This is a genomic window from Streptomyces sp. NPDC031049 (assembly GCF_055571015.1).
Genome location: NZ_JBVIGC010000014.1, coordinates 99,606 through 123,946 on the forward strand (window position 1 = coordinate 99,606; position 24,341 = coordinate 123,946).

Consider the following 24,341-nt stretch of genomic DNA (forward strand, 5'->3'; position numbering starts at 1 on the left):
CCAGGAAGGAGGTGAGCTGATGTCCACGTCACCGGCTGCGGAAGACACACTTCCGCGCGCCGAGACGCCGACCGGCCCTGCGGCAGGCTCCGTGCTGTCCGCAGTCGCCGGGCAGGTTGAGGCCCGCGGCCACGCCTGCGCTGTGCGCTCGGCGGACGAGAGGGTGACCTACGGGGAGCTGTGGCAGCGGGCGGGCGGGGTGGCCGCCGTCGTCTCGGCTGCCGCCCGTAGCGGCGGAGAGCTGCGGGTCGCGATCGGCTTGGCGTCGGGCGCCGACTGGGTGGGATGCCTGCTGGGCATCTGGCGGGCCGGGGCGGCGGCGGTGCCGGTCAACCTCGACCACCCGCCGGCCCGGCTCCGCCTGCTGGCTGGCAGTGCGGACCTCCTGGTTCACAGCGGCGGGGCGATTCCGAGCTGGTGGCCCGAGGACATACCGGCCGTCACCTTCCCGGAGGCGGGTCACCTGCCCGGACCGCGCGCGGAGTACGCCGCGGCTGCTGGCGGCCGGACTGCGTGCATCCTGCACACCTCCGGTTCGACGGGCGCACCGAAACCCGTGGTGCTCCCCCACAGCGGTCTGGCCCACCGGATCACCGCCTTCGCCGATCTGTACCGGATCACGGCGGAGGACCGGATCGCGCAGTTGGCCGCGGCCTCGGTCGACGTCGTGCTCTGGGAGACCCTGCTGGCCCTGACCGTTGGCGGAACGCTGTGCATGCCGCACGGCCGTCAGCGGGTTCCCGGGATCGGACTGGTCCGGTGGCTCGCCGCAGAACAGGTCACCGTGGCCACGCTGACCCCGACCATGCTCGCGGCCTTACCGGAGGTGACGCTGCCCGAGCTGCGGCTGCTCGTCGTCGGCGGCGAGGCGCTGGACCCGGCCCGCTTCGCCTACTGGATCGGCCGGCACCAGGTCGCGAACGCGTACGGTCCGACCGAGGCGACCATTGCCACCCACGTCGCACCGCACATCACGGCCGACGACCAGCCCGCTCTGCTCGGCCGGCCGGTGCCCGGGGTGGAGGACTTCCTCCTCGACGAGCACGACCAGCCCGTGCCCGACGGGCAGCCCGGTCACCTGCACCTCGCCGGTGTCGGACTGGCCGACGGTTACGCGGGCCTGCCTGACCGTACGGCCCACGCCTTCCCCACGCTCACGATCGGCGGCCGGGCGGTACGCGTGTACCGGACCGGCGACCGGGCCTGGCGGCGCCCGGACGGCCAGCTGGTGTACGCGGGCCGGATCGACCGGCAGCTCAACCTCGGTGGCGTGCGCCTGGAGCCGGAGGAAGTCGAAGCCGCCGCGCTGGCCCTCGACGGTGTGACCGCGGCGGCGGCGCTCGCCGAGCCGGCCGAGGGCCGGGACGTCCTCGCCCTGCACGCGGCTGTCCCCGGCGGCCGGATCACCGAGGGCGCACTGCGCGCGCACCTGGCCGGTCTGCTTCCCTCGACGGCCGTCCCCGCCCGCATCCACCTTCACCCCTCGCTCCCATTGACCGGGTACGGCAAACCCGATGTGCAGGCGATCGCCGCCCTGGCCTTGTCCGGCGCCGGTCCGGCCGCCGACCCGGACGAGATCGCCCCGGCAGCAGCCGGGGACGGCCCGCCCGTGGAGCTGCCGGACATGATCCGGGTGTGGTGGCGGCAAGCCACCGGCACCGAGCCGACCACCGCGACGACCGACTTCTTCTCCTGCGGTGGGGACTCTCTGGCGTGCGTGGAGCTCCTGCACCGCATCAACGAGACCTTCGGTCTCGAGATCCCGCTCACGCACTTCACCGCCCAGCCGACGCCCGCGTTCCTCGGCCGCGCGCTGGCTTCCGCCGCCCGGGAGCCGTCATGAGCACGCGCGTGCGCGCCGCCCTGTTCGACCTGGGGGGAGTCCTTCTGCATTTCCGCGGCAACGGCCGTGCCGAAGCGGAGAAGGCGGTCGGCCTGCCGCCGGGCACGCTGCGCCGCATCGCCTACAAGGATGCGTTCGCGCTGGCCAACTACGGCGTCTACACCCACCAGGACTGGCTGGAGGCCGTCCGGGGCGAACTCGTGGCCGAGTTCGGTCCCGACGCGGGGGCCGCCGTGGACGTGTGGGCGCAAGATCCCGGGGAGCTGGATGAGGACGCGGTGGCCGTCCTTAAGGCCGTCCGCGCCCAGGGCATCCCCGTCGGCATCTTCACCAACAACACCAGCGGGCTGGAGGCGGATCTGGCCCGTCTCGGGTTCGACGCGTTCGACACGTTGATCAACTCGGCGGACCTCGGCGTGATCAAGCCTTCCCCGGTGGCCTACCGGCTGGCCATCGAGGCCATGGGCGTGGCCGCCGGAGAGATCTTCTTCGCCGACGACAACCACGCCAACGTCATCGCAGCCCGGCGTGTCGGGCTGCAGGCGGTCGACTTCGTCTCCGTCCCCGGGCTCATCGCCGACCTCGCCGCGTGCGGCATCACCCTGCCCGCACCCACGCCGGACACGAAGGGAGAACACCGCGGATGACCACCCCCGACCCGGTCACGGACCCAGAGCTGCCCAACGGATTCTGCTGGGCCGACGACCTCACCTCCTGGGGCGAGCACCTGGACGACGGGCGGATCGCGCTGCTGCGGCCGGCCGACCCACAGCGGGCCGCCCGCTGGGCGAACGTGGTCACCTTCTACGGCGCCCAGCCGCCCCTCGCCCACGCGCCCGGCCCGGCCGGCGAACGCCTCGTGGTCGGCGTTGGCTCCGCGGGCCCGCTCGCCCGGCGCGCCGCCCGAGTTCTGGGCCGCGGCTTCGTACCGGTCGACGAGCTGAGCGGCGCTGGCACGGTGCCGGTCGCGGACGGCGGCAGCGTGCTGCTCACCGCCCCGGCCGGCGAATGCTCACTGGCCGCTCTGACCCCTCTCCTGCACACCTGGTCCGAGCGCTCGGTGCGCGTGGGGTTGCTGACCGGCATCGACCTTCCGGGCGTCGCCTTCTCGCTCGCCAAGGTCCTCGCCGCCCACACCCCGGAGCACGAGGAGCCCGATGTACTGCTCGACGGGCTCACCGGCACCGCCCGCACCGGGCGGCACCTCGACGAGCGCACCGCCCTGGACATCGGCGTCGGCGGCCGGTGGCGCACCGCCGTGGTGGAGGCCCACGGCTCCGGATCGCACGCCCTTCTCGGCCCCTACAGCGTGTGCGGGCTGACCGGGGATCGGGAACTCGCTGTCTCGGGCGAGCCGGTGCCGGGCGGCTGCACCCCGGAGCGGTGCCGGGCGGGTGGCGCGCTCACCCCGCTGCTGCTGCGTGACCTGGCGTGCCGGACGCTCGCGCTGTTCGTGTGCACCGCGCTCATCCTCGACCCGCACGAGCACTACCCCTCCAGCGTGTCTCTCGCCCACGCTGCGCTGGAAGGGCATCCGGCCGCGGTGATCGGGATGGTGCACCAGGACCTGCCCGTGCACGTCGAGCCGCGCCTGACCGGCCGGTTGCTCGCCGCTGCCCGCCCGGCTGGCGCCGTCACCGCCGACCTCAACGACACCGCAGGGCGGGCGAGCGGATACCTTCTGCTCGGTGACCCCGAGCAGACCTTCGCTCTACCACCCGCGCCCGGCAATGCGCCGGTCCTCGCCCCCTGGCCCGGCCGGCGCCCGGCCTTCCTCACCCTCCCCGGCCCCGGCGGGCCGCCGGGGCTGCTGACCCGGGACGGGATCTGGCACGAACCCGAGGACCTGGTGGCCGTCGCCGACGGGCGCGGGGCGGCGCTCGGGGTGCGCACCGAGCTGACCGGCTGGCTGGCCTCCCTCGACGCCGGCGCTCTGTTCGAGGACAACCTGCGTGCCGGGGCAATGGCGGCCGACCGCCCCAAGACTCGCGTGGTCGAAGGGCTCAAGGTGATGCGGCGTCATCGCGAAGCCGCCCGGGAGAGCGCCCTCGCCGCGCTGCACCTCGTCCAGAAGTCGCTGCGCGCCGGGTACGGTCCCCTGCCCGGCCTGCCCGATGCACTCGGCCGGCACGCCGCCGGCTGGGCCAAGGCCCTGTCCGAGATGAGCGAGCGCTCCCGCTTCGGCATGCTCGACCAGTTCACCGACGCCGCGACCGCCGCCCATACCCCGGCCCACGGGCCGACGGGCGCCGGTCGGTGCGGATACTGCCGCGGCCCGCTGGAACGGACCGTGTGGTGCGGGCCCGTGCCCGCTGCCGTGGAGCGGATCCGCGTGGCCTGCCCGCGCTGCGGCCTGGTGGCAGACCGTCCCACCACGCCCGCCCACGCGGCCGTCCGCCTTCACACGCCGAACGAGCTCGTACCCGGCCAGGCCCTGCGGGTCACCGTGGACCTGCCCGGGACGGCGCCGGGGGTGTGGCTGACCGTGCAGCTGCGTGACCGCGGCCGGCACGCCCTCGCCGCCCACCACCTCCCCGGCGCCGTCGGCGCGGCCGAGGTGGAGATGACCGTCCCCGCTGGCGTTCAGCCCGAGGTCCACCGCGTCTGGGCCCTGATCGTCGACCGCTTCCTGCCCGCCTGGCACCAGGTCCGCGTGCCCAGCGCGCCGGGCGTCCACCCTGAGGAGCAGCTTCCGTGACCACCACATCCACCCCGCCCGTCACCACACCGGCGCCCATATGGCTGGCCTGGAGCGGTATCGAGGCTTTCACCCGCGACCTCGCCGAGCAGGCGAGCGGCGACGGCCTGCCGGAAACCGTCGTCGGGATCATGCGCGGCGGCATGATCCCGGCCGTGATGATCGCCCATCAGCTTGGCATCCGCGATGTCCGGACGATCGAGGTCACGCACACCGAGACGGACGGCGTCAACGCGGCCAAGACCAGCGCCCCGGCCACCAAGAACCCCGCCTCCCTCGGCGACCTGGCCGGGCGGGACGTCCTGCTGGTCGACGACATCGCCGGCAGCGGAGCGACGCTGGAGCGCACCCGCCGGATGGTCGAGGCGCTCGGCGTCCGGCGGCTGCGCACTGCGGTGCTGACCGTCAACCGCTCCAACTGGCCTGGCCCGGCCGCCCCCGAGGAGCGCATCAACTACATCGCCGAGCACACCGACACCTGGGTGATCTTCCCCTGGGAGACGGAGAACGGGCCGAAGGCCCCCGCCCCCGCGACCATCCCGACGGCTGGAGACGACCCGGTGCCCGAACAGGGCGCGGCCTCCCCGTCCGAACGCGACCAGAGCTGAAAGGGGAGGACCCGATGAGCGACGAGGGCAAGTCGATCCTTCTGTACTCCGCAGGCCTGGACTCCTTCCCGGCCTGGCACTACCTGGGCAAACCGCCCGCGGTGTACTTCGACATCCGCCACCACTTCCGCGAAGCCGAGCTGGAGTGCGTGCGCGAGCTCGCCGAGCGGTGCGGCATCGACCTCACGGTCAGCACCGCGCTGGACCTGTCCGCCTGGGACACCCGCCCGCTCATCCCGTTCCGCAACATCTACTTCGCGATGCTCGCCTCCAACTACGAGGCGGACACCATCTGGTGCGTCGGCGTCAGAGGTGACCACACGCTCGACAAGAGCCCCGACGCCTTCGCGCGGATGAGCGAAGTGCTCTCGGAGTTCGCCGGCCGCCCGATCAGGGTCGACAGCCCGTTCTGGGACATGACCAAGACCGACATCGTGCGCTGGTACGTCGAGGCCGGTCTGCCCGTACGAGACCTGCTGGCCACCCTGTCCTGCTTCGAACCGAGCGGGCGGCGCGTGCACTGCGGGCGCTGCTCCAGCTGCCTTCGCCGCTGGATCGCCCTGGCCAACAACCAGATCACCGGCGAGTTCGCCGCCAACCCGTGGGAGTGGGAGCGCGTGCAGAGCTACTACCTGCGGGCCATGCGCGACGGCACCTACCCCGAGCACCGGGCCGAGGAGTTCTTCGCCGCCTTGAAGACGGTCGGCGCCCCTACCTGACCGCACAGCTCGCCCATCCCTTCCCCCAGACCTGCGCGGCGGCTCGCCGTGCAACCACCGGACGGAGACCCGCCCACGATGAACACCGGCACCCTGAACTTCGCCGCGAACCTGTCCATGCTCTACGGCCACCTGCCGCTCCTGGAGCGCCCCGCCGCCGCGGCCGCCGCGGGATTCACGGTCGCCGAGATCTGGTGGCCCTTCGACTCCCCCGTTCCGGCCGACCGCGACGTCGACGCCCTGTCCCGCGCCCTGAGCGACGCCGGCCTGCAGCTGGTCGCGATGAACTTCATCGAGGGCGACATGCGCGCCGGCGACCGCGGACTGCTGTCCGTACCCGGCCGCGCGGTCGAGTTCCGCGACAGCATCGCCACCACCGTCGCCTTCGCCGACCGGACCGGCTGCCGCGTCCTGAACGCCCTCTACGGCAACCGGCAGCCGGACACCGACCCCGGCGCTCAGGACGAGCTCGCCCTGGAGAGCCTGGTCCTGGCGGCCCGCGCCGCCCACCAGGTGGGGGCGTCGGTCGTCCTGGAGACCATCAGCCGCCAGGAGGCCCCCGACTACCCGCTCGGCAACGCCGACGCGACGGTCGCCATGGCCGACCGCGTGAATGACGCCGCGGGCCTGTCGAACACCGGGTTCCTGTGCGACCTGTACCACCACGGCCGCAACGGTGAGGACATCCCCGACCTGCTGAAGCGCCACGCCGGGCGCATCGTGCACTTCCAGATCGCGGACACCCCCGGACGCGGGCGCCCCGGCTCCGGGGTCCTCGACTACCCGGACTTCTTCTCGCGCATCGTCGCCTCCGGCTACGACGGCTGGATCGGCCTGGAGTACGAGCCGACCCGCGACTCGGCCGTCGACTTCGACTGGCTGCCTTCCCTGACCGCCCGCACCTGACCTCACCGCATCCCGTCCATCAACCACTCGGAGAGGAGACCCGATGCGCCCCGGCACGCAAGGCAGCGCCGTCGGCCCCCCGCACCATGCCGCCCCCGTACCCGCCACCTTGGCCGGCCCGCCCGGCCCGTCCGCCGGCCGCGCCCCTGTGTGGCGGCTCGACGGCCCGCGCGGTCTCCTGGTCAGCACCGAAGGAGTCTGGGGCGCGGGCAAGACCACGGCCGCCGAACTGGCCGGGGAACAGCTGCGGGCCGCGGGCTTCACGGTGGCCGTCCTCCACTACGGGCCACGCCCCGGCACGATCGGCCGGCTCTCCGAGGTCCTCGAAGCCCAGCCCCTGCGTTCCCGCACCGGCGCCGGCGGCTACGCACGCGCCCACCACGCCACCGTCGACGTCCTGCTGCGCCTGTGCCGCGAAGCTCACCAGCACCAGACCTTCTACGAGCCGGCCCTGGCCGAGCACGACGTCGTCATCATCGACCACGGCGTCTACTCCAAGATCGCCTGGGCCCTGACCGTCCTGACCGAGACCCAGCCCGACCCGCCCGCTGACGAGACCCTGCAGCGTCTGCTCGACATCGTGGCGCCCTGGTTCCTCCACCCCGACCTGGCCGTCTTCCTCAACACCCCCTGGCCGCTGGCCCGCGAACGCGCCATCGCCCGCGGCCGGGGAGGCGGCAACCCCGCCGCGATCGAGCGCCTGCTGTTCCTCCCCCGCTACTCGGCGGCCTACCGGCGGGTGCTCGACGTCCACCACCCCCGCGTCCTGCCCATCCGGGTGGACCTGCGCGAGGCACCGGAGGTGGCCGCCGAGATGGCCGCCGCGATCACCGGCCGGCTCTGCGCCCCGCTGCCCGTACCCCGTCCCCGCGACCTCGACGAGATGAGTGCCCTGTGTTCTTCCTGACCGACCGCCCGCGCGAGCGGACGATCATCGACGCCTCCTTGTGGTCCGCCGACCTGGGCGCGCTAACCGCCGAGGTCGAGCGGATCGGCCCGTACGCCGACTCCTTCCACATCGACGCCTCCGACACCTCCTTCACCCCCGACGCGATCTTCTTCCCCGACCTGGTCCGTACCCTGCGCCCCCGCACCGAGGTTCCGTTCCACGTCCACCTGATGGCGCACCGTCCGGCCGAGCTGGCCGCGGCGTTCGCCGGCGCCGGCGCGAACCTGATCACCGTCCACGCCGAAGCCGACGGAGCGCTGGAGGCGATCGGCCGTATCCGGGCCGGAGGCCAGGCGGCCGGTCTCGCGCTCACCCTCGACCTGGCCCCTGAGAACGTCGAGGACCTCCTCGAATCCGTCGACGCCGTCACCATGGTGGGCACCCCGCTGGGTACCAAGGGCACCGGCATGGTCCCCGAGGCCTTGGACCGCATGCGGGTCATCCGCCAGATCCTCGACCGGCGCGGTACGGACATCCCGCTCCTGGCCGACGGCGGGATCCGCGAGCACACGGTGCCCGACCTCGTCGCCGCCGGTGCCACCGGCGTCGTGGCGGGCTCCCTGCTGTTCGGCAGCGACGACCCGGCCGCGATCGCCGCGTGGATCCGGAGCCAGCCCACCTCCACGCGTCCGCACGGAGGTGCCCGGTGACCTGCTCCGGGCTTCCCCTGGCGGGGTGGACGGTCAGCCTCGACCTGTGGGGCACCCTCATCACCCACGGGGATCGGAAGGCCGCAGACGCCTGGCGGATCACGGAGTTCGACCGCGTCCTTCACGCCTACGGCCACCGCCCGGAGCCGGAGAAGCTGAGCGAGATCGTGGGGCGCACCCGGGCCGAGGCGGCGCACCAGCAGCGGACGGCCGGAGGGCAACCCAACGTCGAGGCTCAGGTCGGGGCGGTGCTCGACGAGCTCGGCATCGACCGGGATGCGCCCGATCTGCTGAAGCTGCTGCTCGCGGTGCACACGCACGCGGTGCTGCGGGCCTGCCCGCAGCCGATCCCCGGGGCGCGCGAGGCCCTGGACGCGATCAAGGCCGCGGGCGGGCGCCTGGTGCTGACGTCCAACACCCTGGCCACGCCGCCGGACGTCCACCGGCTGCTGCTGTCCGATCTCGGCCTGCTCGACCGGTTCGACGACCTGCTGTTCTCCTGTGACTTGGGAGTGGCCAAGCCCCGACCCGAGGTGTTCGCCACCGTCGCCGAGCGGGCCGTCATGCCGCCCGGTCGCGTCGTCCACGTCGGCGACGACCTGCTCACCGATGTGGACGGTGCCCTGGGCGCCGGGTGCCGGGCCATCCACTACAACCCCCGCCGCGAGGCTTCCCGGCCCCACGTCCCCGACTTCGCCGATCTCGCCGAGCTGCCGGACCTGCTGGTCTCCTCGTGCCGCGCGGCCTTGGCGGAGCTGATCTCACGGAGTGTTTCCCATGACTGACCTGGCCACCGGCCCCGGCCCCGCCGCGGGCACGGCCCTCCTGAGCGCTGCGGGCGACGGCGTGGACCGGCACCTGTCCGACCTGCTGGCCACCGCGGCGAACGGGGCGCCGGCCTGCTACCTGGCCGACCCCGGCGCCGCCCGCGCCGCCTGCGAGGGAGGGAGTGACCCGGTGCTCTACACCGCGCACCGCGACATCCTCCCGCCCACCCGGGCCCTGGGCGCCGAGTGGTTCGCCGACCTCTGCGTCTACCGGTCCGGCCGGCTGCCCGGTGGCGAACTCAACCGCTCGATCGGCCACTGGAACACCCCGGCCCAGCTCGAGGTGTTCGAGATTCTGTCCGGGCGGGTGCTGATGATCACCGCCTGGCACGGCCCGTCCGGCAGCCCGGTGCTGAACTGGCAGGCGTGCGGGCCCGGCGACCTGGTCGCCGTGCCGTTCGGCGCCTGGCACCAGACCTCGGTCCTGGAGGGCCCCGCCACCGTGTTCAACATCTACACCGACTTGCCCGGCACCGAGCAGCAGCACACCAGCCGGCACGCCGCCCAGCACGCCGAGGTCAAGTACCGCTCCAGCGCGCCAGTGGAGATCACCGCGATCCGGGCCGGGACCGGCTTCACCCTCACCGGGTCCCGGCGCGGTCGCGACCACTGGGGGCGCGGTGTGCGGGCCGTCGAGCCGGCGTGGTTGCGCGAGGCGGTCGGCCCCGACGGCCTCGTCGCCCTCCACACCTCCGCCTGCGCCGAGCGGATGTCCCGGCTGGTGGACGCGGCCCGCACGCACCTGCCCCAGGCGCAGGCCCGGCCGGGAGGAGACCGCCCGTGACGGCCCCCGCCACCGACCAGGTCCCCGCCCGGCAGCCGGACGGTCTCTGGGAGACCACGTTCACTCAGGCCGAGGCCAGCGTCTGCCTGCGCACCGACTCGAAGGCTGCCTTCACCCATGCCACGGGCACCCTGTACGCCTACGAGCAGACCGGCCCGTCCTTCGCGCGCTGGCAGATCGACCTCCTGGTCGACGGCGGCCCGGCGTACGAGAAGGTCGAGGGCTTCGCCGACGCGCCCATGGTCGAGATCGGGCCCCGCCTGATGGCCGCCGTCCTCGCGCGGCCCGGCGGCCGCGCCTTCTGGGTGGAGGCGCTGCGCACCATGATCGTGACCGACACCCAGCAGGCGACGATCACCGTGCGCTGCGCGAAGGAGGCGGCGGCGCTGCACTGGGCGGCCCGGCTGCCCCGGCAGGCCATCACCGCCCAGCTCCTGGAAAACGGCGCGGTCTACGCGCACACCGCGGCCTTCTCTCTGGGCGGGCGCGGCGTCGTCATCGCCGGACACCGCGGCCGCGGCAAGACCACCACCCTGCTCGCCGGCCTGCACCGCCTCGGTGCCGACTACGTCACCAACGACCGGCTGCTGCTCCGTGCCGAGGAAGAGGGCGGGCTCGCCGGGTACGTGTGGCCCGCGCGGCTGCGGGCCGGTATCGGCACACTGGCCGCTCTGCCGCACCTGGCTGGCCTCGTCCCCGAGGCCCAGCGCATGGTGCCCGCCGAACAGCGGTGGTCGAGCCGGCCCAAGGTGCCCATCGAGCCGTGGGACTTCGACCGGCTGCTGTCCGGCGACGGCCAGGTTCTCGGCTCGATCCGCCCGGCCATGCTGCTCTTCCCCCGGCTCGACCCCGAGCGGACCACGGTGAGCGTCGAGCCGGTCTCGGGCGCCGAGGCCCGCGACAAGCTGCTGCACACGCGCCTGTTCATGACCGACCCCGGCCGCGGGCCCAGCTCCCACATCAACCACTGGCTGTGGCCCGCACCGGACCCGGCCATCACCGACGGCAACCTGAGCCGCGTGGTCGACGCCCTGGCCGAACTGCCCTGCTACCGGATCCACGCCGGTGCCGACCCGGCCGCCCTCGCCGACGCCGTCGGCCGCCTCCTCGGCACGGGAGCGGAGGTGCACGGGTGAACGCCCCCGCCATGCCCACCGCCGTGACGCTGCCGCTGCCCCTGGGGGACGGGCCGGCCGCAGCCGTTCTGCGGTGGCTGTGTGATCCCCGGCCGGACATCCGCCCGTCCTCGCCGGCTTCCGTCCCGCTCGGCGCGGTGCTGGAGGCGGCGATCGACGCCAAGCTGGTCTGCCTGCTGGCCCACCGTCTCCTGGGCGGCCCCGCGGACGCGGGACTGTCGCGTCCGATGCGCTCCGTCCTCGGCCAGATCGTGCGCGCCAATACGCTGCACAACCGGCTCCACCGCGGCGAAGCCGTCCGAATCGTGCGGGCGCTCACCGGCCGGGACGTGCCCGTCGCGGTGCTGAACGGACTCGCGTACGACACCGCCCTGTACCCGCCCGGCGGGCTCCGGCAGTTCACCGACATCGACCTCCTGGTCGACGCCGCCGACCGGGACGCGGCCCTGGACGTGCTGGCCGAGCTCGGCTTCACGCAGCCGGGCCGCGGTGCGCACACGCGCCGGCGGACCACCGGAGACGCGCTGACGCCCACCGTGAGCATCGACATCACCACCAGCCTGGGCCACACCGCCGACCCGGCGGACGTACGGGCGGCTCTTGCCCGGACCGAGGCCGAAGGCGACGGCGGAGAGGCGTTGCCCGTGCTCGCCCGGGCGGACGCCCTGGCGCACGCTCTCGCCCGTCTCGCCGCACGCCCGCGCTGGTCCGGTCTGGCCGACGCCGCCCGCCTCGCCCTGGCCACCCCGGGCTCCTCGCGCGAAGCCGTGGCGGCGGTTTCGGAGCCGCTCCGCGCAGGATGGGCGGTGCTGCACAGCCACCTGTCCGACCTGGCTCCCGGCCCGCCGCCGGTGGCCGGCGGCGGGCCGGGCCGAGGGGAGGTCGCCCGGTGATCGTGCAACTGGCCGGCCTGCCCGGGACTGGCAAGACCACCCTCGGCCGGGAACTGACCCGCGCACTCGGCCCGAAGACCCTGCTGCTCGACAAGGACCGGATCCGCGACGCGCTGTTCGGCCCGCACCTGGTCGCCTACACCCGGGAGCAGGACGACTTCTGCGTCCACGTCACGCACCTGACGGCCGGACGGCACCTCGACGAACACCCGGACGCGGCCGTGGTCCTCGACGGACGCACCTGCTCACGCCGCTACCAGGTCGAGGACGTGCAGCGGCTGGCCAAGGAGACCGGCCGGCCGCTGCGCATCATCGAATGCGTCTGCCGCGACGACGTCGCCGCCGCCCGCCTTGCCCGAGACGTGCAGGCGGGCACCCACCCGGCCGCCAACCGCGACCCCGACCTCTACCGACGGCTCAAGGCCTCCGCGGAGCCGATCACCGTCCCCGCGCTGCGCCTGGACACCAGCGCCCCCGTCCCGGACTGCACCCGTACCGCCCTGGCCTACCTGATGGCCGAGCACCCGCCCACCCGAACCGCCCCGAAGGGAGCCCTCACCGCATGAGCCCCGAACTTCCGGCGCTGCTCGACCTCGCCCGCTCGGTCACCGAACGGGCCGAGCAGCAGCTGCGCGACCTCACACCGGACCTGATCACCGCCAAGGGCGACCGCGACATGGTCACCAACGTCGATCTCGCCATCGAACGCGAGGCCCACAAGTCCCTCCTGGACGGGGCCCCCGGCATCGGATTCGTCGGCGAGGAGGAGGGCGGTGACACCGACGCCGACACCCACTGGATCATCGACCCGGTCGACGGCACCGCGAACTTCATCCGCGGCCTGCCGCTGTGCGGGATCTCCCTCGCCCTCGTCCACCACGGTGTGCCCGTCCTCGGCGTCATCCACCTGCCCCTGATCGGCCGCCGCTACTGGGCAGCCCAGGGCCTGGGCGCCTTCCGCGACGGCCAGCGCATCAGCGCCGCCGGCACCAGCACGCTGTCCGAGGCGATGATCGCCATCGGCGACTACGGAACGGGCCCCGACGGCCCCGAGCGCAACCGCGTCGGCCTCGCCATCCAGGCCCACCTCGCCGAGAAGGCCCAGCGCGTGCGCATGCTCGGGTCCGCCGCCGCGGATCTGGCCTTCGTCGCCGACGGTACCCTCGACGCCACCATTACCCTGGGCAACCACGACTGGGACATGGCCGCGGGCGTCGTCCTCGCCCGCGAGGCCGGCGCCGTCGTCATGGACACCGACGGCAGCCCGCACACCCCCGACTCGCTCACCACCATCGCGACGGCGCCCGGCCTGCGCGACGCCGTTCTCGACATCGTCGCGGCCACCACCACGGGCACCCCGTGGGCGGCCACAGCGGGGAGCCCGGCATGCTGATCGCGTTCGAGGGTCTTCCCGGCGCCGGGAAGACCACGCAGTCCCGGCTCCTTGCCGACCACCTCACCCGCGAGCAGGTGCCGGTCAACTACCTGCCTGACAACCTGACCCGCACCGAGGACTCCCTGGGCAGCACGCTCCTGGACCTCTTCGCCAGCGGGGACCCCTTCTCCCGGCACGGCAACATCGTCACCGACACGATGCTCGCCACCGCGATCCGCACCAACACCGTCGCCACGCACATCGCCCCCGCCCTCACGGCCGGGCAGACGATCATCGAGGACCGCGGCATCCACACCATCCAGTCGTACAGCCTCGCCACCCTCCTGCAGAAACACCCCGGCCGGCCTGCGGACGGCATCGGGTGGCTGCGGTCCGTCTCCGCGATGTCCGGCCCGCCAGCCGACGTGGCCGTGTGGCTGCGCCTGCCGGCCGACGAGGCCATCGCCCAGGCCGCCCGCCGTGAGGGCCAGCCCTACACCGCCGAGCAGCACGCCTTCCTGCGCCACGTCCACGACGCCTACGGCCACCTCGCCGCCGACGACCCCGGTCTGGTCACCGTCGACGTCCTCGGACTCACACCTGACCAGGTCCACCAGGCCGTCGTCGACGCGATCGCCGAACGCGTCCCGATACCCGCCCCGGCCGAACACAGTTCTTCCATGCAGTAGAGCGAACCGACCCGTCCTTCCCGTACCGCCGACACCAGACGTCACGGAGTACCCCGCATGCACCCCACGCGCCTCGCCCCGCCCGCCGAGCTCCTCGCCGACCTGCGCGGCGCCCGCACCGGCAGCGAGACCCGACTCAAGGAAGTGCTCGCCGGCCACGGGCTGCGCCCGCTCACCGGCGGCTTCCAGAACCACGTCTACGCCTGGGACGACCCCGAGGCCGGGCCCATCTGCGTCAAGCTCTACGCCAAAGGCAACCACCGCCGGCGCGTGGACCGCGAGTGGGCAGCCCTGACCCTGCTCGCCGAGCACCAGGCCGACGACGTCCCCCGCCCGCTGTGGCTCGACCAGCACGACGAGGTCCCCGCCATCGGCATGACGCTGCTGAAGGGCACGCCACTGCTGGAGAGCCCCGACCGCGAAGCCGCCCTCAAGGGCCTGGCCCAGACCACCGAGCGCCTCCACGCCGTGCCCCTGTCCGGGCTGATGGCCGAACTGGAGCGCATCGACTCCGGCTCCCACTACATGCTGCGCCTGACCGGCAGCTGGCCCGAACTCCTCGCCGGCCACGAGGACGACCCGCTGACCGCCAACATGCGCGCCCTGCTCACCGCCTGGCACGCCAGCGGCGACGCCGAGCTCGTCGACGACACCTCCGCCCCGGCCGTGCTCTCCCGAGGCGACTCCAACCTCAACAACTGGCTGCGCGACGAAGCCTCCAGCCCCTGCGTCGACTTCGAGTACAGCGGGCACAGCACCGTCCACTTCGACGCCGCCGACCTGATCGAACACATCAGCGCCCGTGAGATCCCCGACAGCACCTGGATCACGCTCCTGCCCGACCTCGGCATCACCCCCGCCAACCGCCACCTCTTCCTCGCCGCCCAGCGCACCTGTGCCTTGCGCTGGCTCGCCGTGCTGTGGAAGCAGCGGCACACCCGCGCCGACGAGTTCGCCACCCAGCACGCCCGCGTACGGCTCCTGCAGAGCCCCGACAACCCCTGGCACGGCTGACCACCCGTCGAACCAGCCGACCGAGCAGCGGCGGCCGCCCGCGCGCGGCCGCCCCGCTCCGACTACGTGAGGAAAGACCATGACCGCGATACCGAGGACCGCCAGCCTGCTGTGGGCGCTGCGTTCCTACTGCGGCTCGCACCAGTGCAAGCCCTGCTACTTCACCTGGCTCGACGAGCAGCGCGTCGACAAGACCCCCGGCCTGCTGTCGCACTTCTCGCCCCACGACCTGCCCACCGAGCAGGTGATGGCCTTCGCCCGCACCCTAGCCGGTTCGGCCGTACGACGGGTCTTCCTCGCCGGCGGCGAGCCGCTCACGTGGCGGCCCATCCTCGACCTCATCGAGATCCTCAAGGGCGGAGGACTCGAGGTCGTGGTGTGCACCAGCGGCGTGGCCCTGAACCAGCCGGACATGGCCCGCCGCCTGGTGGAGCTGGGAGTGGACGGCTTCTCCGTCTCGCTGGACTCCACCGACCCCGACTACAACGACACCTGGCGCCCGCCCCGCAAGGACGGCGACGGCTGGGAGGGCGTCGTCAGCGGCATCAAGGCCCTGCTGGCCGCCCGCGGCCCGCAGGCCCGGCCCCGCGTCGGCCTCTACACCGTCATCACCAAGCTCAACCTGCCGGACGTCCTCGGCGTGCCGCAGCTGGCCGCCGACCTCGGCTGCGACTACGCCGTGCCCCAGCCCGTCGCCCTGCCCGAGGGACACAGCCTCTACGACACCCTGGTCCTCACCGACGCCGAACTCCCCGTCCTGTCGGAACAGTTTGACCGTCTCTACGCCGCCGACCTCCCCCTCCAGCTCCCGCCCCGGACCTACCCCGGCCAGGTCGCCTCCGCCATCCACCACCTCACCGGAGCCGTCGAGGGCTGCTTCGGCGGGGACACCCTGTACTTCGCCGAGCCCGACGGCTCGCTCTGGGACTGCCCGTCCTCCCTGAAGATGGCCGCCACACCCACCGAGCGCCACCGCACCATCAAGGGCGCCGACGCGGCCGAACTGTTCGGCAAGCCCTCCGGCTGCGGCAGCGACTGCGCCCTGTTCAGCGTCGACTGCGTGAACATGTGGCCCCTGATGGACTTCGACCGGGTGCTGGGCACCACGACCTCCGGGAGCCCCGCGTGACGACGACCTCCCACGCCCTGGACGCGTTCAAGGCGTCCATCGACCGCATGCCGGACCCGGCCGGCCGCGCCGAGGCCGCCGCCCTGGAAGCCGAACTCGCCACCGTCCACGGCGTCCGGCACGCCATCGCGGTCTCCTCCGGCACAGCGGCGCTGCACACCGCGCTGGTCGCCTGCGGCGTCGGCCCCGGCGACGAGGTCCTCCTCCCCGCCGCCGCCGTGATCATGACGGTGTCCGCCGTGACCGCCACCGGCGCCCGTCCGGTCTTCGTCGACGTCGTCGAGGACGGGCGCGGCATGGACCTGGCCGACGTGGCCGCCAAGACCACCGAGCGCACCCGCGCGATCGTCCCCGTCCACCTCGCCGGACGGACCGACGGCCTGATCGACCTCGCCGCGCACGCGCAGTCGGCCGGCCTGCACGTCGTGGAGGACGCCTGCCAGGCCCAGGGCAGCACCACTCGGGGGCGCACGGCCGGCACGGTCGGCAGCATCGGCTGCTTCTCCCTCAAGGACGGCAAGATCATCTCCTGCGGGGAGGGCGGCTACCTCCTCACCGACGACGACACCCTCGCCGCCCGCGCCGCCGCGTACCGTACGCACTGGCTCACCCCCGCCCCCGGCGCACCGGCCGCCAGCCGACGCGGGATGAACTACCGCCTGGCCGAACCCCTCGCCGCGCTCGCCCGGCACAATCTGAAGGCCCTGGACCAAGCCGTGGCCCGGCGCCGCGAGCAGGCCCGCCAGCTCTACGACCTCGTCGGCGACACCCCGGGGCTCACCGTGCACGCCCCTGCTCCCGACGACGCCCCCAACGGGTACAGCGCCCTGTGGCGCGTCGATCTCGACCGCCCCCGAGACTTCAGCACCCGCCTGGCCGAGGTCGGGGTCGCCAACTCCGTCGGCACCTACCGGCTCCGGGCGGCACACCAGCACCCGGCCTGCCAGGACCTGCGCCCGGCCGACTGCCCGCGCGCCGCCCAAGCCGTGGACCGGATGCTGGCCATCCCCCTCCAGCAGCACACCACCGAGGCCGACCTGCACCGCTTCGCCGAAACCATCCAGCGCGAGGCCAAGAGCTGGGCGGAGGGACGATGACCGCGAACCCCCCGCCGCAGCCCGTCCCGGCGGCCGGCCCCACGGTGGACGAGCTGCTCCAGGACGTCGACGGCGTCGTCGTCGACTGGGACGGCACCGTCGTCGACAACGCCCAGATCCGGCTGAGCGCGCTCCAGCAAGCCCTCGCCCCGTACGGCGTGAACGTCGACCCGCAGTGGTACGCCCTGAACTGCGGGCTGCCCATCCGCGAGGTCATCACCTGCCTCGCGGGCCCGCGTACGCTCCCGGTCGAGGAGATCGTGCCCGCCAGCCGGCGCCTGCTACTCGACGGTCCGCCGCCTCGGCTGATCGACAGCACGATGAACCTGCTGCGGCGGGCCGAGGCTCTGGGTCTGCCGCGGGCCGTCGCCTCCGCCGCGGCCGGAGTCCTCATCCACCCCGTCATCGACCGGCTCGACCTCGGCGGGCTCCTGCCGGTCGTGGTGACGGCCGAATCGGTGGCGCGCGGGAAGCCGGCCCCCGACGCGTACCTGGAGGCCGCCCGGCTGATCGGGCGAGCGCCCTCCCGGTGCCTGGCCGTCGACGACGCGCCGGACGGCATCACGTCCGCACTGGAGGCCGGCATGCGAGTCCTCGCCGTCCGTGAAGGCCTGCTCGTCCCCGTGGTGCCCGGCCCCGTCGCCGCGCGGGCCAGCCAGAGCTCCACCGTCCCGTCCTCTCGCGCCCCCGGAGTGCCATGCCCCGCGCCCAAGCCGTAGCCGATCAAGAACCTTGGTGGATCACCAACTACCGTGGCCGCGGCCCCCACCAGCGCTACAGCCACCACAACCACGCCAAGACCCGCCGCAGTGTCGGCTTCTTCATCCACCACATGGGCCTTCAGCCAAGCCAGGCGATCCTCGACCTGTGCTGCGCCTTCGGCCGTCACACGCACGAATTCACCCGGCGCGGCTTCCACCGCACCGTCGGGGTGGACCTGTCCCCCGACATGCTCGCGCACGCCGCCTCGTCGGCAGGCGCCAACGGCCGGCGCCCCCGTTTCGTACACGCCGACGTCCGGGCGCTGCCCTTCCGCAACGCCTCGGCCGACGCCGTCTTAATGCTGCGGAGCTTCGGGTTCCTCGACACCCCCGAGGAAGACCTCGCCGTGTTGAAGGAGGCCGCCCGTATCCTGCGGCCCGGCGCCCTCCTGGGGATGGATCACTTCCCGCCCAACAGCGCCACGACCAAGGTGGGCACCCGGATCCTGAAAGGTCCCGAGGCGACGACCACCGTGCACACCACCTGGGACCCGGCGACCGCCCGGCTCAACAGCCGCATGTCCACCCGCTACGAGGACGGCCACGTCGAACCGTTCCACAGCTCCTCGCGCCTCTACACCCCAGAGGACCTCCGAACGGCCCTCGCCGAAGCCGGGTTCACGGTTCACGGCACGTTCGGCGGGTATGACGGCAGCCCTCTCACCGGCGACAGCACGCGATGCATCGTCGTCGCACGCCGGGCATGACCGGCTCGACCCCGGGGCCCTGGGCGGAACCGGGGCCGTCAGTCGAACAGCGAGCCCTGGACCGTGGGCGGCGGAAGGTACTTCTCCTCGACCGGCTTCGCCGCGGTCCCGGCGATCTCCTCCAGCTGAGCGAAGGTCGACCACCGGCCCGCAGCCGCACCGCGCTCGACCGCGTGTCGAAACACCTGGGCAACCGCCCAGGCCTCCTGGGTGGCGGGCCGGGGTCCCGGCGGCAGCCGCACACCCAGATACCCGGCGAGCTCCTCGAACCCTCCCTCGACGCCGGGACAGGCGGTTCGAGCGAGCTCCACCGCGTCCCAGCGGGTGAGGGAGGCCAGACGCGGGCACGCGGCCCGCTCGGTGTGCAGCAGCGAGGCCTCGATGAAGCCCAGCGCGGCGACGATCCGATGCGGCTGAGCCGTGACATGCCGCTCGATCTCCCGCAGGGCGAGTCCCGCGGACCCCTCTGGGAGTTCGTGAGGCAGTCGAGGCGGCCGCGGCTTCTTCCAGGAGGAGTGAAGCTCCTCGCGGATCTCCTGGTGCACCCGCCACAAGGGCTGGAAGTCCGCCCCGCTGAGAGCGAGGGCGGCTACGGCCGCCGGAACAAGGCCGCCGGGCTGGCAGCGCATCTCCACATCGACGACCACGAAGGTCGTGGAACCGAACTCGGCATCCATCATCCGCACCGGCACCACGATATCGACCCCGTGCGGCGGTGCGCGGCCATTGCGGCGTTGCTGCGGCCAGCCCGCCGGGCCACATCCGCTCGCCGGTGCGAACCTCGGCGATTCGGCCAACCCTGCGGCTCCGCGGACCCGTTGCGCCGGACGGGTCCATGCATCTTCCACACGCCGCCACCCGCTCTATCTCGGGAAATCCGGAGCGACTGAAACACACCAGTTCGATATCTCGGCCAGCTCGTTGAGCATCACGGACCAGCCGTGACCGACGATCGGGGGGACAGCTTGAGCACGGGCAATACATCCGCGCAGCAGGGCGAGAACGTAGCGGAGGCGAGTCCTCCGGAAGGCGCTGTGAGCACGCCGCAGGACGAGGAGTTCCTATACCGGGACACCTCCCGGCTTCAGGCCGGCGCGCAGATGACGACCGTCACAATGGCGCGGCGCCTGCCCGCGCTGGTGCTGAGGTCGTTGAAGATGGCCTGGCGGGTCGACCGGGTCGCGACGGCCGGCCTGCTGGCCTGCCAGGTCGGCACCGGTGTGCTCGCGGCCCTGGGCCTGCTGGCCATCACCGGGACCCTGACCGCGCTGATCTCTTCCGGCGACATCTCCGACCGGCTGTGGGATGCGGCCCCGCAGCTGGCCATCATCGCCGCGGCGACCGGCCTTCGCGCTCTGCTGGGCATCACGGTGACGTGGCTGACCGGGCGGCTGCGGCCCTTCCTGGCCCGGGCCGCGGAGCTCACCATGATCGAGGCGGCGCTCGGCGCCGAGCTCGCCGCGAACAATCAGCCCGGCTACAACGACTTCTACGACATCGCCGACCGCGGCTCCCAGGTCACCCCCGACCTCGTGGAGGAAGCCCAGGACGTGCTGGCCGCCACCGCGACCCTCGCGGCCGGAGCCACCGTCCTCACCGTGATCCACCCGATCCTCCTCCCCTTGCTGCTGCTGGCGTGCCTGCCCCAGGCAGCCGCCTACGTGCGAGCCGCCCGCGTGGTGTACCTGGCCGGTCTGGCGACCTCGGGTCGGCGCCGGATGCTCCACAAGCTGCGCTGGCACATGGCCTACATGGAGTCCAGCGAGGAGATGCGCGCCTGCCTGGCCGGCCCGTTCCTCCTCGGCCGGTACCGGCGGCTCGCCGCCTCGGTCAACGCCGCCGAACGCAAGGCCGCGGACACGGGCGCGTGGATGGGCCTGGCGGGCGCGGCCGCTGGCGGGGTGGCCTCGGCCGCGGTGTGGGCTGCGCTGCTGTGGCTCCTGGCCTCTGGGCGTATGGACCTGGCGGCCGGAGGCGGCGCGGTCTTCGCCCTCCAGACGGCTACCGGATCCGTCCGCGGCATCATCAACGGCGGCGCCCGGCTGGTGCGCACCGGCTGGTACGTGCAGGACTGGCAGAACTTCCTCGACAACGCCCACGGCCAGGCCATGGCTGGCTCGCGCGGGAGGAAGACGCTGTCCGCGGCCCCGGAGCGGTTCGAGGTCCGTGACGTCACCTACCGCTACGACGGCGCCGAGCGGGACAGTCTGAGCGGGGTGTCGCTGCAGGTACGGCGCGGGGAGATCGTGGCGCTGGTGGGAGAGAACGGATCGGGGAAGTCCACGCTGTCCCGGCTGATCTGCGGCCTTCTCCTGCCCACCTCCGGCGAGGTGGCCTGGGACCACACGACCACGACCGAAATGGAGCCCTGGAAGGCGTGGAAGCACGTCGCCCTGGCCCCACAGCGGTACACGTACCTGCCGCTGACCCTGCGGGACAACATCACCTTCGGGCAGGGCGGCACCGGTGACGCCGCCGTCCTGGCGGCCTGTGAGGCATCCGGAGCCGCCGACATGCTGCCCGCTCTCCGCTCCGGCCTCGACACCCTGTTGACCTCCGAGTGGTTCGGCGGCCAGCAGCTGTCCGGTGGCCAGTGGCAGCGCGTCGTGCTCACCCGGGCCTTCCACCGCGAGGCGGCCCTGCTGGTGATGGACGAGCCCACGGCCGCCCTCGACGCCCGAGCCGAGCACCACATCTTCACCGGACTGCGGGAACTGGCCAAGGACCGGGCCATCCTCCTGATCACGCACCGCCTCGCCAACGTCGCCGTGGCCGACCGGATCGTCGTCCTCGACCAGGGACACCTGGTGCAGGAGGGGACCTATGCGCAGCTCACCCGGGAGCCGGGCCTGTTCCGGTCCCTCTGGGAACTCCAGCAGCGCACCGGCGGTGGCGAAGCGGGCGACATCGCGTGATCTCCAGCCCGCACAGGAACCGTGCTCACGAGGTGGCCTTCTCCGCAGGCTCCCTGGGCCGGGCCGGATCCCGCCGGCCGGGCTCGTGCCCTGGCCGCCCCGCAGCCGTCGAACATGGAGAAGCCGTGACCCACGTGGAGCCGCACCAGCCTGCCCCGCCCTCCGCCGGGCCTGGCGGCGAGTCCGACGCCTGGTTGATCAGACCAGCGGACATCACCCAGGAACTGGCCGCCTACCTCCAGAGGTACCCCGACGAGGCGACGCCACTGTCCGAACCGTTGCGGCTCTTGGCCCGGGGTGGCTGCACCTCCCGGCACGACTTTCCGATGCACGTCACCGTCGGGGCGCTGCTGGTCCGTGCCGGTACGGAGATTCTCCTCGTGCAGCATCGGGCTTACGAGATCCTGTTGCAGCCGGGCGGTCACCTCGAACCGTTCGATGCCACCTTGCTCGACGCCGCGCTGCGCGAGCTGGCTGAGGAGACCGGGGTCGATCCGCAACAGGTCGTCCCCGCGTCCCGTGCGCCGGTCTACATCGAGTACGGCCGGGTTCCGGCCCGCCCGGCGAAGGGCGAGCCGGAGCACCACCACCTCGACTTCGGATACGCGTTCACGACGCGGAACGCGGACGTCGGCCAGATTCAGGAGTCCGAGGTCACGGGCGCAGGCTGGTATCCGCTCTCCGAAGCCGCACGCCTTGTCGGGCATCGGATTCAGCGGGCCGCCGTTCTCCCGGGCCCGGCGGCCAGGGGCGAAGCCCGGTGACGGATACCGTCACGGCCCCGCAGCGGGCGACCGCGTGGAGTGCTCCGGCCTTTCGGTTCCTGCTCGCAGCCGAGGCCGTGAGCCTGTCGGGGGCGGCGGTGAGCACCGTCGCCCTGCCCGCGCTGGCCGTGCTGGAGCTGCGCGCCTCCACCACCGAGGTCGCCATGTTCGCGTTCCTCGGACAGCTCCCGAACGCGTTCGCGCTGTGGGCCGGGGCCCTGTCCGACCGGCACCCCAAACGGCCCCAGCTGATCGCGTCGGACGTGGCGGCGGCCGGCGCGCTGGTGAGCATTCCGGCCGCGGCCCTCGCCGAGGCGCTCACGGTCGGACAGCTGTGTGCGGTCGCGATCGTGCTCGGCGCGGCCAAGGTGGTGCACGAAGCCGCGGCGATCAGCCTGCTGCCGGCCCTCGTCAATCCGGACCAGCTCCACGACGCGAACTCGAAGCTGGGCGCCGCGTCCTCCGTGGCCGACAGCGCCGGCACCAACGCCGGGGCCGCGCTGGTCGGTGCCGTCGGCCCCGCCCGCTCGGTCCTCGCTGACGCCCTGTCCTTTCTCGCCTCCGCCGTGGTCCTCTGGCGCATGCGCGTTCCTGAGACCGCCACCGCGCCGCGCGCTCGCACCGGCCTGGTGCGGGACATCGCCGACGGAGTGCGCTATGTGGCCCGGCGGCCCATGATCCGCACCGTGATCGCCGCCCTGTCGACGCTGTCCTTCGGCCTGGCGATCATGAATACCTACTGGGCGTACTACCTCCTCGACCGGCTGGGAGCCTCCCCGTCCGCGTTCGGCGTGATCATGGGCGCCGGTGGCGCCGGCGGCGTGGCCGGCGCCTTGCTCGCGCCGACGATCGCCGCCCGTATCGGCATCGGGCCCACGATCACCGTGGGCTTCGCGGTCAGCCCCCTCACCCAGGTGCCCCTGCTGTGCGCCGGGCCCGGCCTGCGGTGGCAGACCGTCCTGACCGCCACGCTGGCGGTGCAGCTGTTCTGGGCGACGGCGTCGGGGACCAGTCAGCGGTCCCTGCGTCAGGCCGTGTGCGACCCTGCCTTCCAGGGCCGGATGCAGTCCGCGAGCACCACACTCACCGCGGGGGCCCGTCCGCTCGCCGCCGCTACCGCCGGCGGCCTGGTCCTCCTCCTCGACGTCCGGGCCACCCTCGCCATCGGCGCGCTCCTCCAGGTCGTACCCGTCGTCCTGCTGCTGGCCTCCCCCATCCGCGCGCTGCGGACGATCCCCGCCCGTACGGCAGTGCCACACCCCCGCGAAGGAGCCCCTTCATGACCACCGTGTCCACCGCGGCCGCGGCCTACTGGGAGCCGCTCTGGTTCCAGGGCCGCCGCTACCGGCAGCTCGACAACAGCGAGAACCGGCTGCTCGAGAAGCATCTCGGCGCCGGCCGCGGCCGCCCGGCCCTCGACATCGGATGCGGCGACGGCTCGCTCAGCCGGCACCTCACCCAGCTCGGCTACCGCGCGACCGGCATCGACTGCTCCCCCAGCGCCGTGGCGCTGGCCGCGGCCCAGGACCTTGGGCCCGGCCGCGTGCCGGTCTGGCAGTGCATGGACTTCACCACTGACGACCTCGGCGCCCTGCCGGAGCCGGCGTACGCGGTGATCACCTGCCGCCTCGTCTTCCGGTGGATCGACGACAAGGCGGCCTTCCTCGACCGCGTTCGCCGCCTCCTCGTCCCGGGCGGGACCTTCTGGGTCGTCGCCGAGATCGCTGGGCGCCGCCCCGCTGCCACCGACCCGGCCCCGCTCGCCCTCGGGATCCCGCCCACGGACGCGGAGCTGCTCACGACCGGCTGGTCCGTCGTACGCACCGCCGACCTCGATGTCCTGCGCTGCTACGCCCTGCGCCCCTGACCCCCCACCC

At 73.2% G+C, this 24,341-nt stretch carries 25 protein-coding genes; 24 read left to right on the plus strand and 1 reads right to left on the minus strand.

Annotated features, from left to right (window positions below):
- The first annotated feature begins 19 nt into the window (after nucleotides 1–19).
- The 20 genes from ACZ45Q_RS23575 (at nucleotide 20) to ACZ45Q_RS23670 (ending at nucleotide 18,785) form a co-directional block, all read left to right on the plus strand.
- Nucleotides 20–1,843: a non-ribosomal peptide synthetase gene (locus ACZ45Q_RS23575; protein ID WP_468264640.1), complete on the plus strand. Its 1,824-nt coding sequence runs from the start codon at nucleotides 20–22 to the stop codon at nucleotides 1,841–1,843.
- On the plus strand, nucleotides 1,840–2,490 hold the full coding sequence (locus tag ACZ45Q_RS23580; RefSeq protein ID WP_468264642.1) for an HAD family hydrolase: 651 nt from the start codon (nucleotides 1,840–1,842) through the stop codon (nucleotides 2,488–2,490). The genes ACZ45Q_RS23575 and ACZ45Q_RS23580 overlap by 4 nt, the downstream gene beginning before the upstream one ends.
- On the plus strand, nucleotides 2,487–4,541 hold the full coding sequence (locus ACZ45Q_RS23585) for a hypothetical protein (RefSeq protein ID WP_468264644.1): 2,055 nt from the start codon (nucleotides 2,487–2,489) through the stop codon (nucleotides 4,539–4,541). The genes ACZ45Q_RS23580 and ACZ45Q_RS23585 overlap by 4 nt, the downstream gene beginning before the upstream one ends.
- Nucleotides 4,538–5,149, plus strand: a complete 612-nt coding sequence (locus ACZ45Q_RS23590; RefSeq protein WP_468264646.1) for a phosphoribosyltransferase — start codon at nucleotides 4,538–4,540, stop codon at nucleotides 5,147–5,149. The genes ACZ45Q_RS23585 and ACZ45Q_RS23590 overlap by 4 nt, the downstream gene beginning before the upstream one ends.
- Before the next feature lie 14 nt (nucleotides 5,150–5,163).
- On the plus strand, nucleotides 5,164–5,868 hold the full coding sequence (locus ACZ45Q_RS23595) for a 7-cyano-7-deazaguanine synthase (RefSeq protein ID WP_468264648.1): 705 nt from the start codon (nucleotides 5,164–5,166) through the stop codon (nucleotides 5,866–5,868).
- 78 nt (nucleotides 5,869–5,946) lie between these two features.
- Nucleotides 5,947–6,774, plus strand: a complete 828-nt coding sequence (locus ACZ45Q_RS23600; RefSeq protein ID WP_468264650.1) for a hydroxypyruvate isomerase family protein — start codon at nucleotides 5,947–5,949, stop codon at nucleotides 6,772–6,774.
- 43 nt (nucleotides 6,775–6,817) lie between these two features.
- Entirely contained in the window at nucleotides 6,818–7,681 is an 864-nt protein-coding gene (locus tag ACZ45Q_RS23605; RefSeq protein ID WP_468264652.1) for a dTMP kinase, read from the plus strand.
- Nucleotides 7,669–8,373 (plus strand): ribulose-phosphate 3-epimerase, encoded by a 705-nt coding sequence (locus tag ACZ45Q_RS23610; RefSeq protein WP_468264654.1) that lies wholly within the window; start codon nucleotides 7,669–7,671, stop codon nucleotides 8,371–8,373. Before ACZ45Q_RS23605 ends, ACZ45Q_RS23610 begins: the two co-directional genes overlap by 13 nt.
- On the plus strand, nucleotides 8,370–9,158 hold the full coding sequence (locus tag ACZ45Q_RS23615) for an HAD family hydrolase (RefSeq protein ID WP_468264656.1): 789 nt from the start codon (nucleotides 8,370–8,372) through the stop codon (nucleotides 9,156–9,158). The genes ACZ45Q_RS23610 and ACZ45Q_RS23615 overlap by 4 nt, the downstream gene beginning before the upstream one ends.
- Entirely contained in the window at nucleotides 9,151–9,984 is an 834-nt protein-coding gene (locus ACZ45Q_RS23620) for a hypothetical protein (RefSeq protein ID WP_468264658.1), read from the plus strand. Before ACZ45Q_RS23615 ends, ACZ45Q_RS23620 begins: the two co-directional genes overlap by 8 nt.
- Nucleotides 9,981–11,120 (plus strand): hypothetical protein, encoded by a 1,140-nt coding sequence (locus tag ACZ45Q_RS23625; protein ID WP_468264660.1) that lies wholly within the window; start codon nucleotides 9,981–9,983, stop codon nucleotides 11,118–11,120. The genes ACZ45Q_RS23620 and ACZ45Q_RS23625 overlap by 4 nt, the downstream gene beginning before the upstream one ends.
- The gene (locus ACZ45Q_RS23630; protein ID WP_468264662.1) at nucleotides 11,117–12,013 is read left to right on the plus strand and encodes a nucleotidyltransferase family protein; all 897 of its coding nucleotides are present in this window, start codon (nucleotides 11,117–11,119) and stop codon (nucleotides 12,011–12,013) included. Before ACZ45Q_RS23625 ends, ACZ45Q_RS23630 begins: the two co-directional genes overlap by 4 nt.
- On the plus strand, nucleotides 12,010–12,579 hold the full coding sequence (locus ACZ45Q_RS23635) for a P-loop nucleotide/nucleoside kinase family protein (RefSeq protein ID WP_468264664.1): 570 nt from the start codon (nucleotides 12,010–12,012) through the stop codon (nucleotides 12,577–12,579). The genes ACZ45Q_RS23630 and ACZ45Q_RS23635 overlap by 4 nt, the downstream gene beginning before the upstream one ends.
- Nucleotides 12,576–13,406 (plus strand): inositol monophosphatase family protein, encoded by an 831-nt coding sequence (locus ACZ45Q_RS23640; RefSeq protein ID WP_468264666.1) that lies wholly within the window; start codon nucleotides 12,576–12,578, stop codon nucleotides 13,404–13,406. Before ACZ45Q_RS23635 ends, ACZ45Q_RS23640 begins: the two co-directional genes overlap by 4 nt.
- On the plus strand, nucleotides 13,400–14,077 hold the full coding sequence (locus tag ACZ45Q_RS23645; protein WP_468264668.1) for a dTMP kinase: 678 nt from the start codon (nucleotides 13,400–13,402) through the stop codon (nucleotides 14,075–14,077). Before ACZ45Q_RS23640 ends, ACZ45Q_RS23645 begins: the two co-directional genes overlap by 7 nt.
- A gap of 57 nt (nucleotides 14,078–14,134) precedes the next feature.
- Complete coding sequence (locus ACZ45Q_RS23650) at nucleotides 14,135–15,091, plus strand: aminoglycoside phosphotransferase family protein (RefSeq protein ID WP_468264670.1); 957 nt, start codon at nucleotides 14,135–14,137, stop codon at nucleotides 15,089–15,091.
- Nucleotides 15,092–15,170: 79 nt separating this feature from the next.
- The gene (locus ACZ45Q_RS23655; RefSeq protein WP_468264672.1) at nucleotides 15,171–16,220 is read left to right on the plus strand and encodes a radical SAM protein; all 1,050 of its coding nucleotides are present in this window, start codon (nucleotides 15,171–15,173) and stop codon (nucleotides 16,218–16,220) included.
- Nucleotides 16,217–17,317 carry a DegT/DnrJ/EryC1/StrS family aminotransferase gene (locus ACZ45Q_RS23660; RefSeq protein WP_468264674.1) on the plus strand — a complete coding sequence of 367 codons (1,101 nt, stop codon included), beginning with the start codon at nucleotides 16,217–16,219 and terminating at the stop codon, nucleotides 17,315–17,317. The genes ACZ45Q_RS23655 and ACZ45Q_RS23660 overlap by 4 nt, the downstream gene beginning before the upstream one ends.
- Nucleotides 17,314–18,036 (plus strand): HAD family hydrolase, encoded by a 723-nt coding sequence (locus ACZ45Q_RS23665; RefSeq protein ID WP_468264676.1) that lies wholly within the window; start codon nucleotides 17,314–17,316, stop codon nucleotides 18,034–18,036. The genes ACZ45Q_RS23660 and ACZ45Q_RS23665 overlap by 4 nt, the downstream gene beginning before the upstream one ends.
- Nucleotides 18,015–18,785, plus strand: coding sequence for a class I SAM-dependent methyltransferase (locus ACZ45Q_RS23670; RefSeq protein ID WP_468264678.1), 771 nt, complete (start codon nucleotides 18,015–18,017; stop codon nucleotides 18,783–18,785). The genes ACZ45Q_RS23665 and ACZ45Q_RS23670 overlap by 22 nt, the downstream gene beginning before the upstream one ends.
- 38 nt (nucleotides 18,786–18,823) lie before the next feature.
- Here the strand turns inward: ACZ45Q_RS23670 and ACZ45Q_RS23675 are convergent, their stop codons facing one another.
- Nucleotides 18,824–19,471, minus strand: coding sequence for a hypothetical protein (locus ACZ45Q_RS23675; protein ID WP_468264680.1), 648 nt, complete (start codon nucleotides 19,469–19,471; stop codon nucleotides 18,824–18,826).
- Between the two features lie 348 nt (nucleotides 19,472–19,819).
- Here ACZ45Q_RS23675 and ACZ45Q_RS23680 point away from each other — a divergent pair, with 348 nt between their 5' ends.
- From ACZ45Q_RS23680 to ACZ45Q_RS23695, 4 genes are all read left to right on the plus strand, one after another.
- Nucleotides 19,820–21,700 carry an ATP-binding cassette domain-containing protein gene (locus ACZ45Q_RS23680; protein WP_468264682.1) on the plus strand — a complete coding sequence of 627 codons (1,881 nt, stop codon included), beginning with the start codon at nucleotides 19,820–19,822 and terminating at the stop codon, nucleotides 21,698–21,700.
- Between the two features lie 125 nt (nucleotides 21,701–21,825).
- Nucleotides 21,826–22,464 (plus strand): NUDIX hydrolase, encoded by a 639-nt coding sequence (locus ACZ45Q_RS23685; protein WP_468264684.1) that lies wholly within the window; start codon nucleotides 21,826–21,828, stop codon nucleotides 22,462–22,464.
- Nucleotides 22,461–23,747, plus strand: a complete 1,287-nt coding sequence (locus tag ACZ45Q_RS23690; RefSeq protein WP_468264686.1) for an MFS transporter — start codon at nucleotides 22,461–22,463, stop codon at nucleotides 23,745–23,747. The genes ACZ45Q_RS23685 and ACZ45Q_RS23690 overlap by 4 nt, the downstream gene beginning before the upstream one ends.
- A complete protein-coding gene (locus tag ACZ45Q_RS23695) occupies nucleotides 23,744–24,331 on the plus strand; it encodes a class I SAM-dependent methyltransferase (protein WP_468264688.1) in 588 nt (195 codons plus the stop codon). Before ACZ45Q_RS23690 ends, ACZ45Q_RS23695 begins: the two co-directional genes overlap by 4 nt.
- Nucleotides 24,332–24,341 lie beyond the last annotated feature (10 nt).

Coding starts and splice junctions, on each gene's coding strand:
- ACZ45Q_RS23585 (WP_468264644.1), top strand. CDS start 2,487: ATGACCACCCCCGACCCGGTCACGGACCCAGAGCTGCCCAACGGATTC.
- ACZ45Q_RS23650 (WP_468264670.1), top strand. CDS start 14,135: ATGCACCCCACGCGCCTCGCCCCGCCCGCCGAGCTCCTCGCCGACCTG.
- ACZ45Q_RS23575 (WP_468264640.1), top strand. CDS start 20: ATGTCCACGTCACCGGCTGCGGAAGACACACTTCCGCGCGCCGAGACG.
- ACZ45Q_RS23605 (WP_468264652.1), top strand. CDS start 6,818: ATGCGCCCCGGCACGCAAGGCAGCGCCGTCGGCCCCCCGCACCATGCC.
- ACZ45Q_RS23580 (WP_468264642.1), top strand. CDS start 1,840: ATGAGCACGCGCGTGCGCGCCGCCCTGTTCGACCTGGGGGGAGTCCTT.
- ACZ45Q_RS23695 (WP_468264688.1), top strand. CDS start 23,744: ATGACCACCGTGTCCACCGCGGCCGCGGCCTACTGGGAGCCGCTCTGG.
- ACZ45Q_RS23595 (WP_468264648.1), top strand. CDS start 5,164: ATGAGCGACGAGGGCAAGTCGATCCTTCTGTACTCCGCAGGCCTGGAC.
- ACZ45Q_RS23600 (WP_468264650.1), top strand. CDS start 5,947: ATGAACACCGGCACCCTGAACTTCGCCGCGAACCTGTCCATGCTCTAC.
- ACZ45Q_RS23620 (WP_468264658.1), top strand. CDS start 9,151: ATGACTGACCTGGCCACCGGCCCCGGCCCCGCCGCGGGCACGGCCCTC.
- ACZ45Q_RS23655 (WP_468264672.1), top strand. CDS start 15,171: ATGACCGCGATACCGAGGACCGCCAGCCTGCTGTGGGCGCTGCGTTCC.
- ACZ45Q_RS23665 (WP_468264676.1), top strand. CDS start 17,314: ATGACCGCGAACCCCCCGCCGCAGCCCGTCCCGGCGGCCGGCCCCACG.
- ACZ45Q_RS23640 (WP_468264666.1), top strand. CDS start 12,576: ATGAGCCCCGAACTTCCGGCGCTGCTCGACCTCGCCCGCTCGGTCACC.
- ACZ45Q_RS23670 (WP_468264678.1), top strand. CDS start 18,015: ATGCCCCGCGCCCAAGCCGTAGCCGATCAAGAACCTTGGTGGATCACC.
- ACZ45Q_RS23645 (WP_468264668.1), top strand. CDS start 13,400: ATGCTGATCGCGTTCGAGGGTCTTCCCGGCGCCGGGAAGACCACGCAG.